At 30.3% G+C, this 17,145-nt stretch carries 15 protein-coding genes; 6 read left to right on the plus strand and 9 right to left on the minus strand.

What is annotated here, in order from left to right; genetic code table 11:
• Together EZH24_RS00700 and EZH24_RS00705 are read left to right on the plus strand one after the other, a co-directional pair.
• Nucleotides 1-818, plus strand: an 818-nt coding sequence (locus EZH24_RS00700; RefSeq protein ID WP_137997216.1) for a PucR family transcriptional regulator, incomplete at its 5' end; no start/stop codon positions are given.
• Nucleotides 819-913: 95 nt separating this feature from the next.
• Nucleotides 914-2,578 (plus strand): formate--tetrahydrofolate ligase, encoded by a 1,665-nt coding sequence (locus tag EZH24_RS00705; RefSeq protein ID WP_137997217.1) that lies wholly within the window; start codon nt 914-916, stop codon nt 2,576-2,578.
• A 169-nt stretch (nt 2,579-2,747) separates the two neighbouring features.
• Here the strand turns inward: EZH24_RS00705 and EZH24_RS00710 are convergent, their stop codons facing one another.
• The gene (locus EZH24_RS00710) at nt 2,748-3,770 is read right to left on the minus strand and encodes a tyrosine-type recombinase/integrase (protein WP_137997218.1); all 1,023 of its coding nucleotides are present in this window, start codon (nt 3,768-3,770) and stop codon (nt 2,748-2,750) included.
• A gap of 377 nt (nt 3,771-4,147) precedes the next feature.
• Between EZH24_RS00710 and EZH24_RS15265 the strand changes: the two genes are divergently transcribed.
• Nucleotides 4,148-4,279 (plus strand): hypothetical protein, encoded by a 132-nt coding sequence (locus EZH24_RS15265; RefSeq protein WP_272897862.1) that lies wholly within the window; start codon nt 4,148-4,150, stop codon nt 4,277-4,279.
• Between the two features lie 160 nt (nt 4,280-4,439).
• Here the strand turns inward: EZH24_RS15265 and EZH24_RS00720 are convergent, their stop codons facing one another.
• From EZH24_RS00720 to EZH24_RS00750, 7 genes are all read right to left on the minus strand, one after another.
• The gene (locus EZH24_RS00720; protein WP_137997219.1) at nt 4,440-6,704 is read right to left on the minus strand and encodes an MMPL family transporter; all 2,265 of its coding nucleotides are present in this window, start codon (nt 6,702-6,704) and stop codon (nt 4,440-4,442) included.
• The gene (locus EZH24_RS00725; RefSeq protein WP_236847023.1) at nt 6,682-7,317 is read right to left on the minus strand and encodes a LolA family protein; all 636 of its coding nucleotides are present in this window, start codon (nt 7,315-7,317) and stop codon (nt 6,682-6,684) included. The genes EZH24_RS00720 and EZH24_RS00725 overlap by 23 nt, the downstream gene beginning before the upstream one ends.
• A gap of 2 nt (nt 7,318-7,319) precedes the next feature.
• Complete coding sequence (locus EZH24_RS00730; RefSeq protein ID WP_137997220.1) at nt 7,320-8,294, minus strand: LpxL/LpxP family acyltransferase; 975 nt, start codon at nt 8,292-8,294, stop codon at nt 7,320-7,322.
• Nucleotides 8,291-8,629, minus strand: a complete 339-nt coding sequence (locus EZH24_RS00735) for an ApeI family dehydratase (RefSeq protein ID WP_137997221.1) — start codon at nt 8,627-8,629, stop codon at nt 8,291-8,293. The genes EZH24_RS00730 and EZH24_RS00735 overlap by 4 nt, the downstream gene beginning before the upstream one ends.
• Nucleotides 8,619-9,992, minus strand: coding sequence for an AMP-binding protein (locus EZH24_RS00740; protein ID WP_137997222.1), 1,374 nt, complete (start codon nt 9,990-9,992; stop codon nt 8,619-8,621). Before EZH24_RS00740 ends, EZH24_RS00735 begins: the two co-directional genes overlap by 11 nt.
• A 13-nt stretch (nt 9,993-10,005) precedes the next feature.
• A complete protein-coding gene (locus EZH24_RS00745) occupies nt 10,006-10,269 on the minus strand; it encodes a phosphopantetheine-binding protein (protein WP_137997223.1) in 264 nt (87 codons plus the stop codon).
• A gap of 80 nt (nt 10,270-10,349) precedes the next feature.
• Nucleotides 10,350-11,681 carry a glucose-6-phosphate isomerase gene (locus EZH24_RS00750; RefSeq protein ID WP_137997224.1) on the minus strand — a complete coding sequence of 444 codons (1,332 nt, stop codon included), beginning with the start codon at nt 11,679-11,681 and terminating at the stop codon, nt 10,350-10,352.
• 106 nt (nt 11,682-11,787) lie between these two features.
• Between EZH24_RS00750 and dcd the strand changes: the two genes are divergently transcribed.
• Together dcd and EZH24_RS00760 are read left to right on the plus strand one after the other, a co-directional pair.
• A complete protein-coding gene (gene dcd / locus EZH24_RS00755; RefSeq protein WP_137997225.1) occupies nt 11,788-12,306 on the plus strand; it encodes a dCTP deaminase in 519 nt (172 codons plus the stop codon).
• A 29-nt stretch (nt 12,307-12,335) separates the two neighbouring features.
• A complete protein-coding gene (locus tag EZH24_RS00760) occupies nt 12,336-13,391 on the plus strand; it encodes a pseudouridine synthase (protein WP_137997226.1) in 1,056 nt (351 codons plus the stop codon).
• A gap of 21 nt (nt 13,392-13,412) precedes the next feature.
• Here the strand turns inward: EZH24_RS00760 and EZH24_RS00765 are convergent, their stop codons facing one another.
• Nucleotides 13,413-14,969 carry a hypothetical protein gene (locus EZH24_RS00765; protein WP_137997227.1) on the minus strand — a complete coding sequence of 519 codons (1,557 nt, stop codon included), beginning with the start codon at nt 14,967-14,969 and terminating at the stop codon, nt 13,413-13,415.
• 197 nt (nt 14,970-15,166) lie between these two features.
• Here EZH24_RS00765 and EZH24_RS00770 point away from each other — a divergent pair.
• Nucleotides 15,167-17,145: sodium-translocating pyrophosphatase (locus EZH24_RS00770; RefSeq protein ID WP_137997228.1), on the plus strand; the 1,979-nt coding region annotated here is incomplete at its 3' end.

Below are 17,145 nucleotides of genomic sequence, written 5' to 3' on the forward strand. Positions count from 1 at the left end.
AAATTCTTATAGAAAAAGAAATAGATATTGATAAAAAAATATTTAAACAAACGACTTTGAATAATTATATTTATAAAATCATTTCAAAAGAAAATCGCAGTTATTTAAATCTAATTAATATTTGGGCTGAAAAGAATAAATATTTATTTAATATTGAAAGAGCCGTTTGCATGATTAAATTTGAGAAAAATGAAAATTGGGATATGTATAAAACTACCGAATATATAATAAACAAAATGCAATATCTAAAATATTTTTATAAGCAAGATATAGTTTCTTATTTAGGAAACAGACAATTTATTATAATCAAAAGTTTTAACGATAAAGAAAGAATCGATAAAAAATCCGTTCTGAAAAAATTTTTTATAAGTCTTCAAAAAGAAATAGACGATAGATTGAATTTAAAATTTTCCACCGTATGCGGAGCGATAGTAAATAGTTTGAACGATATTCCAGAAAGCTACGAGCAGGCTAATTTTTTGTTAAATTATACGGAATTCAAAAATAACGCGATATATTTTATTGAAGATTATATTTTGGAATTTCTCATTTTAACTAATAAAGCTAATTCAAAAATGATATTGAAAAATAGTTTGAATATAATAAATAGAAGTTCGCTTTTCAAAGAAACCATAACGGCTATGAGCAAATACGATATGAATATAAACAAGGCATGCAAAAATCTATCCGCTCATAGAAATACGATTATTTATAGAATGAAAAAAATAAAAGAAATTTTGGGACTCGACCCGATTAATAATCATAAAGATAGAATAAAATTTTATATTTTGTCCATTATTCTGAATGATAAAAATTAAAATTATTTTCTAAATAACAATAATACGATAATAAAAATTTGTCATTAATTCTTTTACCATATATAATTAAAAAATTAATATTTTTGGAGCGGAAAATGAAAACCGATATACAAATAGCTCAAGAATGCAAATTAAAAAGAATTGAAGAAATAGCGAAAAAATTGAATTTGAAAGACGAAGACTACGAAGTTTATGGAAAATACAAGGCAAAAATCGAATTGTCTCTTTTGGATAAATTAAAAAATAAACCAGACGGAAAACTTATTTTAGTGACTGCAATAACTCCGACTCCCGCGGGCGAGGGAAAATCTACGGTCACAATCGGACTAACTCAAGGACTAAATAAAATCGGAAAAAAGACGATAGCGGCTTTAAGAGAACCTTCGCTCGGTCCCGTATTCGGAATAAAAGGAGGAGCATGCGGAGGCGGATATTCTCAAATAGTTCCTATGGAAGATATTAATTTGCATTTCAACGGAGATTTTCATGCAATCGGAAGCGCGCATAATCTTATTGCGGCTTGCATAGACAATCATATAAAACAAGGAAACAAATTGAATGTCGACATCAATAAAATAGTTTTCAAAAGAGCGGTAGACATGAACGACAGAGCTTTAAGAAATATAATAATCGGACTCGGAGGAAGTCAAAACGGAATTCCGCGGGAATCTTCTTTTCAAATTACAGTTTCGTCCGAAATAATGGCTATATTATGTTTGTCGACTTCGTTAATGGATTTGAAAAAAAGAATCGGAAATATAATTTTTGCATACGATAAAAACGATAATCCATTAAAAGTTAAAGATTTGAAAATAGAAGGTTCGGCATGCGCGTTACTTAAAGACGCTATAAAACCAAATTTGGTTCAAACTCTCGAAAATACTCCCGTCATAGTTCATGGCGGTCCTTTCGCAAATATAGCGCATGGATGCAATTCAATCTTGGCTACAAAAATGGCTTTAAAACTTTCCGATTATACGATAACGGAAGCTGGTTTTGCGGCGGATTTGGGAGCGGAAAAATTTTTGGATATAAAATGCCGACTCTCGAATCTTAAACTTAATTGTATAGTTTTAGTGGCTACAATCAGAGCTTTAAAACATCATGGCAGCGCAAAAAATATTTCAAAAGAAGATTTAAAAGCTTTACAAAAAGGTTTTGAAAATTTGGATAAACATATAGAAAATATGCAAAAATATAATATTCCGATTATTGTGGCGATAAATAAATTTTCTTCCGACACCGAAAAAGAAATAAATCTTATAAAAGAACATTGCAATTCTTTGAATGTCGAAATAGCTTTATGCGAGGCTTGGGAATATGGAGGAAACGGCGCTAAAGATTTGTCAAAGAAAGTTGTAAATATAATAGAAAATAAGAAAACGAATTATAAGCCGCTTTATAAATTAAATTTGCCCGTAAAAGAAAAAATCGAAATTATATGCAAAGAAATATACGGAGCGGGGAAAATAACATTCACGGAAAAAGCTTCAAAAACAATAAAAAAAATAGAAAATCTTGGATACGGGAATTTGCCGATTTGTATGTCGAAAACGCAAAAATCGATTTCCGATAATCCTTCTTTATTGGGAGCGCCGAAAAATTATACTTTGAATATTGACGAAATAAAACTAGCATCTGGCGCGGGCTTCATAATCGCAATGGCGGGCGGAATAATAGATATGCCGGGACTTCCTAAAATTCCAGTCGCTTGCAATATAGATATAGACAAAAACGGAAAGATAAGCGGATTGTTTTAAGTAATTTTTAAATAATATAGAAATATTTTATTGTTATTTAAAGAGTAAAATAAAATAAAGTGAAATATACCTGACTACTCTTTTATTTTAGTTCCATATCTTTTTTTATTCTATCAAACTTGTATTTTTTATCAAATATTATATAATAAAGTTGTCTAAATTCTCTAAATTATCCTTTTCTGTCGTTGCCAGCTTCAGAAGAGGATTTTTTATTTTCTATATATTTGATTATTTCATTCAAATTATTCTTTATATAATCTTGTAAAGCCTCTTTCGATAATTCGCTCGTTTTTTCTTTCGTCTCTTCTTTTAATTTTTCTCTTCTTATACTAAAAGCAGGATGCCGTTTTACCGCTCGCATCATTTCTTTATTTTGCAAATCTAAATAATGTTTATTAGTAGTATCAACGCTCTTGTGTCCGATTATTCTGCTTACCATCGTCAAGTCTATTCCGTTATCGTATAAGTCAGAAACATAGCCCGCTCGGAGTTGATGCAAATTAAACTTGACATTGTATTTTTTTTGAAAACGCTCTGGTATTCTATCCATGATGCTCTCGCTTGCATTTTCGCCGTTCGCATTGATAAAAAAACCGTCCGCGCTTCTATTCGCATATTTTTCACGCTCTTCCAAATATAAGTTAACATATTTCATAGCGATAGGCGGGAGTAAAACGCTTCTATATTCTTCCGTTTTCGATTGAAAGATTTTTATTTTTCGCTCTTCAAAATCAAAAACAGACGCGTTATTTCCGTAAGCGCTTGAAATATTTTTGATTTTTAAGTTAGTCAATTCATGCTTTCTTGCTCCCGTTATTGAGTATAAAAGAAAAGCGATTAAATCTCTTCGCTCTGTAAACTTTTTCGCTTTATGATAATTTTCTTTGAATAGATTAATAACATCTCTAAATAAAAAAGCGGACGGTGTCTTATGTATTCGTTTCGGAAGTTTAATATTGAATATGCTTAAATCTAATTTATATTTTGTAGTGTCGTTTAAATAATTATAATATTTTCTTAAAGCAGTAGCGCAAGAATTAAGAGCGCTACTTCCTCGCTTGTATTTTTTAAGCAATTCGCCAAACGCTTTTTTGACATCCGATTTCGTTATATCTTTAATCTTTTTATTTTTTATCGTTTCAATTTCAAAAAATCTTTTAAGCCAAAATGTGTCGCATTTTAGCGAATACATTTTATTTATAATGCAGTAAATAATTATTCCAACAAATATTATTACAAAAACTTTTAATATGAAAATAATTTTTGAATATTGCGGAGCGGATAAAAAATAATATTTAAGGGAAAAAATATAATAAGTCTGTCGCTCAAATAATTTTAAGATAGCTTATTCAAAGAAATGTCGTGGTTATTCCAAAGAGTGTTCATAAAGAGAGAATGATTGAAAACTTTAATATTTTCGATTTTGAACTTTCCGCAGACGACATGAATAAAATAAAATCTATAGATGCTAATAAAAGTTTATTCTTTAGTCATAGATAGGTGGGAGCCATAAAATTTCTTATAAATTATAAGAGACAACAAAATTTAAAAATTAAAAGAGGTTATAAAATGAGCAAAAAAGTTTTAATATTGTCTTCAAGCCTAAGAAAAGGCAGGAATTCCGATTTATTATACGATGAATTTTTGAATGGAGCGAAAGAATCTGGAAACGAAGTCGAAAAAAATTTTTATAAGAAATAAAAAATAGGTTACTCTATTGACTGCGGAACTTGTCATAAAAAAGCAAGCCCTGTTTTCAAAACGACTATATGGCTGAAATATTGGATAAAATTATTAAAGTAAAAAATAAGGCACTAACTTTTTTTAACATATTTTCTCTCCAATTTGAAATATATTTAAATTATAGTTTAATAGATTTTAATGTCAATAGAATGGGCGATAATAAAAACGTTACCAATATTCCAATAAACAAAAACAAGCCGAAAGATTTAACGGGAATAAATCCGCTGAAAGACAAAGTTCCAAAAGACAGCGCAGTCGTAATCATAGCCAAAAATATAGACAAAAATGTAACTTCTTTTTTCGCTTTGCTTTTTGAAAAGAAAATGCAATAATCTATAGATATTCCAATCGAAAGTATGAGAGCGAATACCGAAAATATATTTACGTTTAAATTAAATATCGAATGGACGCTTAAATTTACTAAAATTGAAATTATTTGAATTATAATTATCGCAAAAGCATGTTTTTTACTTAAGAAAATTATCATAAAGAAAAATATTATCACATAAGCGATTAACGCGGTTTTTATAGCCGTTTTTGCCGTTTTATCCAAAGTCTCGTTTATTTCAGAGTTTATATTGAATATTTTTATGTTTTCGTTTTCTATAATTTTCGTTTCGATTTCGTCCGTTGTGGAAATTATAAAATATTTTCCGTCATTTTTTACGATAAGTTTTTTAAGCTCGCTCATATTTTCAATTAAATCTTCAATATTCAGAAATTCATTTTTATTATTTTCAAATTCCGATTTTATTTTATTATAAATTTCGTCATCAAAACCCAAATCTTCCGTTTGTTTCTTCAATAAAGGCATTAAATTATCTTCGACAAGTTTTATATTTTCTATCTGTCTACTTTTAGAATAAAAAATTTTTGAAAGTGCGCTATAATTCGTAAAATAATTTTCCAATATTTCTTCGTTTTCTAACGCATCGTCTAAAGATTCTCCTCTCGATATGATTATATTTCTTGATAAAGAAGAATTTAATCTTTTATAAATTTCCGTTTCGTTTCGAGAAAGAAAATCTGGAGGATTATAAAGCTGATTTGAAGAAAAATTAACTTTCAATTTTGGAATATTTAAAATTGAAATTAAAGCGACTAATATAATCAAAATTAAAACAAATTTAATATTTAAAAAATTGACATAACTTGCCAATATATTTTTAGTTTTATTTAAAATATTTTTTCTTAAAAAACGATAATCGTTTTTAAAAATTATTGGATAAATTATAATCACGGTTAAAAACGAACTTGCAAGTCCGAATATTGAAAATAAAGCGGTTTGTTTCAAAAGCGAAAGCGAAGTTAAAGACAAAGCGAAATAACTTGCGATTGTCGTCATAAAACTCAAACTCATACTCGGAAATATTTTTTTCAAAACTTCTTTTTTATCTTTTTCGTTATACCATTCCGTTATAAAATGTATAGAATAATCGAGCGATATTCCAATCAAACTTGTTCCAAAAACGAAAGTAAATATATGAATGGAATCGAGAATTATTGAAAGCAAAAAAAACGAAGTCGCCGAAGAGACTGCAATCGAAATCATAGAAATTATATAAGGCTTCACGGATTTAAATATAAATAAAAATATCAAACAAATAAAAATCAAAGAAACCGCCGATATTATCGTTATCTCTCTTTGCGCCGATTTCTGACTATAATACGCATGGATGGGAACGCCCGAAATATATATTTTTACATTTTCGTTATTTTCTATTTTTTTTAATGATTCGGTTAAGTCGTCAAAAAAAATCATGCCGTTAAATTTTTTCGGAATATCCATATTAAGCGAAACATTAAATTTTCCTTCATAATTTATAAAATTAATTCCGTCTCTCGTTTCGATATTGTTATTATTTTGAAGCAATTCGATAAATTTTGAATTTAAAACAAAAAAAGGGTCGTCTTCAATATTGTCGACTATAGGAATAAAAAATGGCGAGTAAAAATTTGCGATTCCTTCTTCGGCTACCCTACTCGCTTGATTATTCAAAAGTGCGTTTCTAATATCTTTTGAAATAAGCTGATATTTGTATTTTATAATAGTTTCCAAAATATCGTCATAATTCTTGGAATATAAATTAACGGAGACATTTTGAAAAATTTCTTTTATATAATTTTCTATTTCTATCGCCGAATTTTTAGCTTTATCAAAATCCTCGCTTTCCACTAAAATTTTTATCTCGCTTGAATTTTGTAAAAAAAATGTTTCGATACTATTTTGAAAATTCCCGCTTTCTTCAAATTTTGGAGCGATTGATAAAAAATTAGTTTCAATTTTCGCTCTGTGATTAAACCTAAACAAAAATAATAAAAGAATCGACAAATGAACGATTAGCCATAAGAAAACTTTTTTATTCAAAATATTTTTTTTCATTATCCGTTATCTCGTTTCCAACGTATACAACATTCATTATATATTCCGTATAGCCGTTTTTATTATAAATTTTTATTCTTTCAATATAGCCTTTTTCGGATATTTCAATTTCGATTTTATTTAATATTTTTTTCAAGTCGTCATTTTTCGGAATATAAATTATATTTTTATTTTCGTCTTCCGTTTTGTCAAAAGAATCGTTTATCGCTTTTTCATCGTAAGTAAAAATCGATTTTATTATATTAGCTATTTGGGAAAATGTCGCGTTGCTTGAATCCGACAATATTTTTTTCTCTCCGTTTGGAAGAATCATAGAAATACTTTTTTCGCCCATTATCGTTATAGACTCTTTGGGCTTTTTCGTAAACCAACAAATTCCGTAACCGCTCGCTATAAAAAAATCCCCAGAAGATTCGAATGATTTTTGATTTCTATTAAAATACAAAATCTGTTTATAATCTCCTTTTAATAATTTTGCGTCTTTATATTCGCTTTTAATCTGCGCGGTTAAAAATATTGACGACAAAAAATATATCAAGATAAAACATTTTAAAATATTTAAAATAAAAACTTTTTTCATTATATTAATTTCCTTAATTTTAAATTTTTTCATTTTTATTCAGCCCAAAAATAATACATATTATACCATTGATAAGGATATTTTATAACCGTTTTTTCCACTATATCGGCAAACTCTTTCGTAAGTTCGAGGACGATTTTAGATTTGTCGTTTTTATTTATTTTTTTATTTTGAATATTTGAAATAATTTTCGATTCGTAAATATAAAAATCGTATCTCTTCGGAATTATTTTATCGTTTTCTCTCAAAGCGAAAAAATAATAAGTCGGATATTTAAGCAAAACGGGAATCAAAAAAGCGCCGTAAGGAAAAGGAGCGTCATCGCCCAAAAAATTAACCAAATTAAATTTGTCGCTCTTGCTCGAAGTTCTGTCTCCAGCAATCGCTATTATCTCGCCGTTATTTAATTTCGATTCCATCGATATTATAGTTTCTGGACCGATATTTTTAGCGTCTATAAAATCAACGAAATTGTCTTTGCTATTTTTCGCTGAAGCTATCATTATATTTACATTTTTGTTCATGTTAAAATCCATCACAATATTGATTTTGCAATTTTGAATCGGATTTCCTTCGTTTATCGCCGCTAAAGCTTTTAAAAGTTCAATATTTCCCAAATGAGCGAACAATATTATAATTCCTTTTTTCTTGTTTAACAAATCTATAATTTTATCGTAATCTTCTTTCGTTTTCAATGTCAAATCTTTCAAAGGTATATCTCCGTTCCAAGCCGCAAATTTTTCGCAAACGGTAACTATAAAAGAAACCAAATGTTTATAACAATAAAAAATATTCGACTTTATTTTTTTATTGTATTTCGACATTCTCTTTAGAAAATCTTTCGAGGCTTTTACTCTTCCGCTTATAAAATAGTAAGTAAAATATACAAAGCTTACGGGAAATATCAAATAAATTATCATTAAATTTCTCCCAAATATTTTATAAATCGCTCTTGAAAAATATATTTTCCAAACTTTTCCTATTTCTTTTTCTTCAGTCCAATGTTTCATAATACTTTAATCAGCGCTTTGCCTTCCGAGTATTTTTTATCGTTATCGTATATTTTAAATGAAAGAAAATCGTTTGAATAATGCCCTTCGATATTAACTTTAGTATTCGGATAAATCATATTGATAAATTTTACTTTCGATAATTTTTGAACGGCAAAATCGGTTTCAAATATTTCTTTTGCAATATCGACTGCGATTTTAATTTGAGCCACCGCGGGAAGCAATTTAAAATTTTCAAAATGCCCGTCAAAAAATGGCAAATCTTCGGATATAAAAACTTCCGCTACGAATATATTTTCTTTTTTATGTTTCAAATTATAATTTTTAGACTTCATAAGATTTATTTAAAACTTCAAATTTTTCCATTATGGCGTCAAGTCGTTTTCTCTCTATTTTTCCCATTTCGTTTCTTGGAATTAAGTCGGTAAAATATATCTTTTTAGGAATAACTATTTTTTCAAAATATCCTTTCAAATATTCTTTTAAATATTTTTTCATTTCTTCTTCGTTCGCGTTATCATCGCTTAAAACTATAAAAGACGCGACATATTCTCTCTTATCCGATTTGCAATAAATCGTATAACTGTCTTTAAAATTTTTATCTTCCAAAATTTGTCTATCTATTTGTTGAACGCTTATTCTCTTTCCTTCGATTTTAACTATAGAATCTTCTCTTCCCAAAAGCTCGAATTCGTCTTCGTTTTTCATATCGACTACATCGCCGACATGAACCCAAAGCCCTTCTCCCGTATAGCCCGAAGAACATGATAAACTTCCGTTTTTATCGACTTTAAGTTTCACTATTTTTACTCTCGTCCATAAATCTTTTTCGCTTCTTTTTCTGTAAGCCATACATCCGCCTTCCGTGCTTCCGTAGATTTCAATAGCGTCAGTATTAAAAGTTTCTATGCATAAATCGTTAACTTCTTTATCCAAAGCTCCAGTCGAAGAAAAAACCGTCCATTTTGATTTTATTTTCAAAGAAGATTTGTCTATTCTCTTCAAAAACGCGGGATTGGTGACAAAAGTAATATTTTTATATTCTTCAAAATTATTCAAAGTTTCCAAATAATTTATTCTATTGTCCGCCAATTTCAATTCCAAAAGATAAGGAACTAAAAAATCAAAAACGAAACCGTAGCTATGATAATGAGGAACGCTATAAACGAATATTGAATCTTTCAAACTCTCTCCGAATTCTCCGATTATTTTTAAAGCTTCCGCCTCGAACTGTTTCAAAGTTTTTTCAATCAATTTTGGAAATCCCGTAAAACCCGAAGTATAAAAATTTACATTCAGATTTTCGTCTATTTTATTCGACTTCAAAAAATCAATCCATTTTTCGTCATATTCTCCGTCAAAAATATTTTTAAGAGAGACATGCGATTTTTCATCGTCCGATATATAAACCGTAGAATTGTCGACTATCTTATCAACATATTTTGGGCTATTGTTATTAAGAACATTGACTTTCTTTTTTAGCAAAAGCGCCGCCGACATAACGGTTATAAAATAATAAGCGTTGTCAATAAAAATCGTAATATTGTCTTTTTCTAATTTGGAAATATATTCCAATGATTTTGCAATATCGATTACAAAATCTTTATAACTTATTTGATATTTATTTTCTTTATGAATCAAAAAAGTTTCTTCGCTATCTTTCAAAGAATAAAAATTTGTTTCGCTTAATTTTCTCATAATTTAATCCTATTCACTCTTTTTTAGAATTTTCTCTTATATATTTTGCCAAAGTGTTTACCGAATAGAAGTGTTTTTTATTATTTTCTTCAATATCGGAAAATGTTATTTCAAAATGTTTTCTAATGGCGACTCCAATCTCCAAAGCGTCAATAGAATCGAGTCCAAGCTCTTCTCCAAATAAAGGCGTATCGTTGTCAATATCGTCAACCGTCATGCCTTCGAGATTTGCAACCTCAATAATGATTTTTTTAATTTCGTTTTCAAGATTTCCCATTTTAGTTATCCTTGAGTTTTATTGAATATTTTTTATTTTAATAATTTATTTTGATTTTTTATTATCAGTTAAATAATAATCTATTTCTCCAATCTCGCTCTTAAAGTTTTGCCCATTTCCTCATAACCTTTTTTGCCGAGCATAGCGAACATATTCTTTTTATATTCTTCCACACCTGGCTGGTCGAAAGGATTAACTCCAAGAATATAACCCGAAATACCGCAGGCTTTTTCAAAGAAATATAAAAGCTCTCCGATTGTGAAAGGAGTAATTTTGTCGATGTCGATTATTATATTAGGAACGCCGCCGTCAACATGAGCCAAAACCGTAGCCTCGAGCGCCGATTTATTTATTTCATGCAATTTTTTTCCGTCCAAATAATTTAGTCCGTCCAAATCTGAATCTTCTTTTTTCACTTTCAAATCTATATCTTCATGTCCGACTCTTATAACCGTTTCAAATAATCCTCTTCTTCCGTCCTGTATGAATTGTCCCAATGAATGCAAATCGGTTGAAAAATCCACAGAAGAAGGATAAATGCCTTTTTTGTCTTTTCCTTCGCTTTCTCCGTATAACTGTTTCCACCATTCGGAAATATAATGCATTCTTGGAATATAATTTACCATAATCTCCGTTGCGAAACCTTTATTATATAAAATATTTCTAAGAATAGCGTATAACATAGAAGGATTTTTCTTATAATCGCTATCTTTCGTCAACTTTGCCATAGAATCAAAACCTTTAATCAACTCTTCTATATTTATTCCCGCGGCGGCGATTGGAATCAAACCTACTGGAGTGAGAACGGAATATCTTCCTCCCACATCGTCTGGAATCACAAAAGTTCTATATTTATTTTCGGTAGACAAAGTTTTTAAAGCGCCTTTTTTAGCGTCTGTAGTCGCTATTATTCTTTTTGCGGCTCCGTCTTTTCCATATCTTTTTTCGGCATACTCTTTTAAGAATCTAAAAGCAATCGCTGGCTCGGTAGTAGTTCCGCTTTTTGAAATTACATTGACATAAAAATCTTTTCCTTCCAAATAATCCAAGAGATGTTTAAAATATTCTCCGTTCATATTATGTCCCGCGTATATTACTTGAGTCGCTCCTTTTTTAGCTTGAGCGAAAGGATTCAAAAAAGATTCTATAACCGCTCGCGCTCCCAAATAAGAACCTCCAATTCCAACCGAAACTAAAACTTCCGCGTTTTCTCTAATCTCTTTTCCGAGTGCGTCTATTTCTTTTGCGTTTTTTAATGCTTCTGTGGGCAAATTAACCCAGCCTAAAAAATCGTTTCCCGCTCCTTTTTTGTTTTCCAAAAGTTCGTTCGAATATTTTGCAATATCATGCAAATAATCAAGTTCGTATTCTTTCAAAAAACCCAATACATTTTTATAATTTATAGTTATCATTCGATACTCCATACTTTTATTTTATGAAATATATTATACAATATTAATATTAAAAAATAAAGAATAATAATTTTAAAAAGCAATTTAAGAATAATTAGGATGCGAAATGATTTTATCGGGACTCGAAATAGAAAAAAATCTGGGGAAAAATATAATAATAGAACCTTTTAATAGAAGTCAATTAAATTCAAATAGTTATAATGTGAGATTGCATAATAAACTTTTAGTTTATAAAGAAAAAACTTTGGATATGAAGAAACCTAACGAAACTAAAGAAATAATCATTTCCGAAAAAGGATATAAATTAGAACCAAACGAATTGTATTTGGGAAGAACTTTGGAATATACTACCACAAAAAATTTCGTTCCAATGATTGAAGGACGTTCATCGATTGGCAGACTCGGAATTTTTATTCATATAACCGCGGGATTTGGAGATGTGGGATTTTCGGGTTATTGGACTTTGGAAATATTTTGCATCAAACCGATAATAATTTATCCTAATGTGGAAATAGCTCAATTATATTATCACACGATTGACGGCGAATACGAGGAATATAGTAGCAAATATCAAAACAATACCGATGTTCAGCCGAGTATGTTGTATAAAGATTTTCTTAAATAAAGTTAAAATTATAATTCAAAACAAAAAAAATGAAAAAAGAAAAAAATAAATTGGTTTCAAATCTTGAAGAAATATATAAAAGTTCCGTTATAAGAAAATGCAAAGTCGAAGAAAATATTGAAACGATTAGACTCGATAGATATTTGGGAAATAGATTTTCTTATTATACAAGAAGCAAATGGCAGGATTTAATCGGGCAAGGTTTGGTATTGGTAAACGGAAAAAGAATAAAATATACGAGAGAGATAAAAAAAGGAGACGAAATTATTTATCATCTTATAGGATTAAAAGAACCCGATATTGATAAAAATATTCAAATAATTTACGATGACGGAGATTTGATTATCGTAAATAAGCCCGCAAATTTACCCGTAATTCCTTCGGGAAAATATTATTACAATACTTTGCATACGATAATGAAAGAAAATCTTAACTGCAATATAAATATGTTAAACAGAATTGACAGAGAAACTAGTGGTTGTGTTGTTATGTCAAGAGGACATGAACTCGCTTCAAAATTCTGCGCAATGCATTCTAAAAGTAATTCAAAAAACAATTCTAATAAAATAAAAAAAACTTATATCGCGATAGTCGAAAACGCGAAAAATATTGAAGAAAATTTTACAGTCGAAGGATATATGGAAGAGATAGGAAATCCTTTTTATAGAAGATATCAAATTCTTCATAAAATTTCTAAAAATAAAAATTCTAATAATTTTAATAATATTAAACCAAACGAAAATTTAAAATATTCAAAAACAAAATTTAAAACCATAAAAAAATTTGGAGATTATGCAATCGTAATGGCTAGATTATATACGGGAAGAATGCATCAAATAAGAGTTCATTTGCATTCTCTCGGACTTTATATGGTTGGCGATAAAATATATGGAAAATACGGTCCCGAAGTTTTTAATTCGTTTATTAAAAAAAGCGTAATTCCGAAAGATTTTTTTGTAAGACAGGCTTTGCATTCTTATAAACTTGAATTCAATCATCCTATAACGAATAAACTTATAAAAGTAAAAGCGCCTTTGCCTAACGACTTGAAAGAATTTATTTTTAAAATAAAAAATCAAAAATAAAAAATAAATTATAAACAAAAATTATTTATTTATAATATTTCCATTTTTAATTATAAATATATTTTCTCCGTCCGAAACTATTGATATTGCCGAATCGGATTCTTCGTTAATAGACGAAACAAAATCGTATCCGCCGAATTCTCTTCTCAAAATATTTTCTTTATCCAAAATAAAATAATAATATTTTCCGAGTCTCTCGCCCGTAAACGCGAAAGATTCTTTAATGAACTTAAAAGAAGTTATATTATTATAAACGGGACTTTCAAAATCTTCCGCAAAAATATATTCTCTCTCGCCTCTTATCGCGTTATAAACCAAATTATTACTTGAAGAAAAATAAATTTCGTTTATATTATCAAAATCTTTACTCAATCTTTTTCCGTTTAATACGATAAAAGAAATTCCGTTGGTTTGCGCCGCATAGACAAAGTTTTTAGAATCATCGGAATATTTATACAAAATAATATTATCGTAATTTGTAATCGTATCACCGCCAACATGAAAACTCAAATTTTCGTTCGTATCAATATCGATAAACACTAAAGTTTTTCCGTCTGGCGAAAATGACATATTCGTTATAAAATCGTATTCTCCAAAATTTCTGCCGTTCAAAATAAGGCTTATCGTTGTATTTTCGTTGGTAATAAAATTTGTCAATAATTCATTGGTTTGTTCGGGCATAAAATTTGTAATAATATTCGTTATCGTCATAAGAGCGATTGTGTTCGATTGTCCTTTTACCGTTATTCCTTCTTCGTTAGTATAGACGCTGATATTCGATAGATTATAATTTGTGATAGTCGAAATATTTGTAATTATCGAATCGTTTTCATTTGTCGTAAAAAAATCGTTCGTTTCAATTATCATATCAATTTCGGGCATAAATTTAACCGCATAAGCATGATTATTCGCGTCAAAGGAAGCAAAATCATTAATTTCCAAAAATTTTTCGGTTTCGTTATTTGATATTGCAAAATTTTCTTCTCCTTCGATAATATATATTAGCTCGTTTCCATCTGTAGAATATTTCATTCTGTCGACTTTGCTGTCAATTTGTGTCTCTTCTCCGTTTATATTGATAAAATATTCTCCGTCTCTCAAATAAGAAAAAGCAAAATCATTGTCGTTAATAATAGAACCGAATAATTCCGAGTATTCCGTTTGTCTTTCGCCGTTTACGATTGCGATTCCATAGTCCGTTAATCTTGCAAATATTATGGAATTATTTCCCGAAAAAATACTTCTCTCTATAGAATCGAATTCCGTTTCGTTATCGCCGTAAATTAAAGTCCACATATCTTTTCCCGTAGAAGATTTTAACATTGTGGCGACTAAAGTGTTATTTGGAAGTATTCTTATTATTCCCGCTTCTTTAAATCCCGTTAATCTTGTATCCTTATAAAGTATGTCGAAAGTTTTTTGATTATTCAAATCGCTTTTCTCTAAAATGACGGCAAAATTATTTTCGTCCAAAATATATCCGTCTTTTACTCTCTCGCCTCTTTGCAAAGTATATATTTGAGGGAATGCTAAAACATTGATTAAAATAAAAGAAATAAATAATATAAAAATTCTCATAAAATTCTCGCTTTATATTTACAAAATTATTTAATATTAATATCGTTATTTTACTTTAATAATCGTTATTAGTAAAGCATAAAAAATAAATTTAATAACTATAAAATTATCTATAAAATTTATTGACAATTTATATAATTTATATTATAATAACGAATTATTAATTTTCAATAAAAATCAAAATATGAGGTAACCTTATGAATTACGAATCATTAGCTCAAAACGCCAGATTTTTTACAATATCGGCGGCAATTCTAACATTAGCGTTCGCGTTCTATTTTTATCAATGGATGCGAAAACAAGACGAAGGAAACGACAAAATGAAAGAAATAGCTTCTCATGTTCGTTCGGGCGCTATAGCCTATCTCAAACAGCAGTATAGAGTTATAGCTTTCTTTTTTGGAGGAGCTTTCATTATTTTTGCCATTCTTTCATACGCGTTGAAAGTGCAAAATCCTTTCGTTCCGATTGGCTTTTTAACGGGAGGTTTTTTCTCCACTTTATCGGGCTTCTTGGGAATGAAAACGGCGACTTACGCTTCGGCAAGAACGGCGCATGCGGCTTCAAAATCCTTAAATCAAGGTTTGACAATCGCGTTTCGTTCGGGAGCGGTTATGGGACTTACGGTAGTCGGTTTGGCATTATTCGATATTTCCATGTGGTTTATAATATTAAACGGCTGGCTTGACAATAATTGGTTTAATACCGACTTTTTAGGACTTGGAAATATTTCAAGAGATTCTATGGATTATGTTGCGGCTAAAATGCATTTTGTAACAACCACAATGTTGAGTTTCGGAGTAGGCGCTTCTTTTCAGGCTCTATTTGCGAGAGTTGGAGGAGGAATATTTACGAAAGCTGCCGATGTCGGAGCGGATTTAGTAGGTAAAGTCGAAGCGGGAATTCCAGAAGACGACCCAAGAAATCCCGCTGTTATAGCGGACAATGTTGGCGATAATGTTGGCGATGTCGCTGGAATGGGCGCAGACCTTTACGAATCTTACGCTGGTTCTATACTTGCGGCAATGAGTTTGGGTTCTGCGGCTTTCGGTTATATAAATCCGTCAATAAGCCCTATATATGCAGTTTCGCTTCCTCTCATACTTGCGGCTATAGGAACTTTATCTTCAATAGTCGGAGTATTCTTCGTAAAAACTAAAGAAAAAGCTTCTATGGGCGAATTATTAAAATCCTTAAGAGTGGGAGTTTATGTAAGCAGCGTTATTATTATAATCGTTTCTTTCCTACTCGTAAAAACTCTTCTTCCTGACAATTTGGGATTATTCGTTTCAATAATAGTGGGACTTATAGCGGGAAATGTTGTCGGATTCTTTACAGAATATTATACCGCCGCCGAATATAAACCTACTCAATGGGTTGCCGAACAATCAAAAACGGGACCAGCGACCGTTATAATCGGAGGACTTGCAATAGGTATGCAATCCACTTTAATACCAGTTGTGACGGTAGTCGTTTCTATAATATTGGCTTTCGGTTTTGCAGGAGGTTTCGGTTCTGATGTAGGTTCTTTCTCTCAAGGATTATACGGAATAGCTTTGGCTTCCGTTGGAATGTTGTCTACTTTGGGAATCACTTTGGCTACCGATGCTTATGGACCAATTGCGGACAATGCGGGAGGAAATGCGGAAATGTCGGGTTTGCCTGAAAGCGTAAGGGAGCGCACGGACGCTTTGGATTCTTTAGGAAACACAACGGCTGCTACGGGAAAAGGTTTCGCAATATGTTCCGCAGCTTTAACGGCTATGGCTTTGGTTGCCGCATATATAGAAGAAATTAAAACGGCTTTGGGAAGAATGATTAACTCGGATAATCTAACCGAAATAGTTATAGGTTCGGCAAAATATACGGCGGAAAGTTCTTCAGAGTTATATAATAAAATCGTTTATAGTTTGAGTATGAACGAATTTATGCAAGCTTTCAATATTCATTTGATGAATCCTAAAGTAATAGTCGGTATATTTATCGGCTCGATGCTTGTATTCTTCTTCTGCGCTTTGACGATGAAAGCGGTTGGAAGAGCGGCAGGCGGAGTAGTCGAAGAAGTTAGAAGACAATTCAGAGAGATTAAAGGGCTTTTGGCGGGAGAAGAAGGAGTGAAAGCGGATTATGAAAAAGCCGTTCAAATCTGCACAAAATCGGCTCAAAAAGAGATGAT

The organism is Brachyspira catarrhinii (assembly GCF_005518285.1).
Lineage (GTDB): Bacteria > Spirochaetota > Brachyspiria > Brachyspirales > Brachyspiraceae > Brachyspira > Brachyspira catarrhinii.

Bases quoted from the DNA above. Each gene is read 5' to 3' on its own strand.
- EZH24_RS00705 (WP_137997217.1), top strand. From the start codon at position 914: ATGAAAACCGATATACAAATAGCTCAAGAATGCAAATTAAAAAGAATT.
- EZH24_RS00710 (WP_137997218.1), bottom strand. From the start codon at position 3,770: ATGTATTCGCTAAAATGCGACACATTTTGGCTTAAAAGATTTTTTGAA.
- EZH24_RS15265 (WP_272897862.1), top strand. From the start codon at position 4,148: ATGAGCAAAAAAGTTTTAATATTGTCTTCAAGCCTAAGAAAAGGCAGG.
- EZH24_RS00720 (WP_137997219.1), bottom strand. From the start codon at position 6,704: ATGAAAAAAAATATTTTGAATAAAAAAGTTTTCTTATGGCTAATCGTT.
- EZH24_RS00725 (WP_236847023.1), bottom strand. From the start codon at position 7,317: ATGAAAAAATTTAAAATTAAGGAAATTAATATAATGAAAAAAGTTTTT.
- EZH24_RS00730 (WP_137997220.1), bottom strand. From the start codon at position 8,294: ATGAAACATTGGACTGAAGAAAAAGAAATAGGAAAAGTTTGGAAAATA.
- EZH24_RS00735 (WP_137997221.1), bottom strand. From the start codon at position 8,629: ATGAAGTCTAAAAATTATAATTTGAAACATAAAAAAGAAAATATATTC.
- EZH24_RS00740 (WP_137997222.1), bottom strand. From the start codon at position 9,992: ATGAGAAAATTAAGCGAAACAAATTTTTATTCTTTGAAAGATAGCGAA.
- EZH24_RS00745 (WP_137997223.1), bottom strand. From the start codon at position 10,269: ATGGGAAATCTTGAAAACGAAATTAAAAAAATCATTATTGAGGTTGCA.
- EZH24_RS00750 (WP_137997224.1), bottom strand. From the start codon at position 11,681: ATGATAACTATAAATTATAAAAATGTATTGGGTTTTTTGAAAGAATAC.
- dcd (WP_137997225.1), top strand. From the start codon at position 11,788: ATGATTTTATCGGGACTCGAAATAGAAAAAAATCTGGGGAAAAATATA.
- EZH24_RS00760 (WP_137997226.1), top strand. From the start codon at position 12,336: ATGAAAAAAGAAAAAAATAAATTGGTTTCAAATCTTGAAGAAATATAT.
- EZH24_RS00765 (WP_137997227.1), bottom strand. From the start codon at position 14,969: ATGAGAATTTTTATATTATTTATTTCTTTTATTTTAATCAATGTTTTA.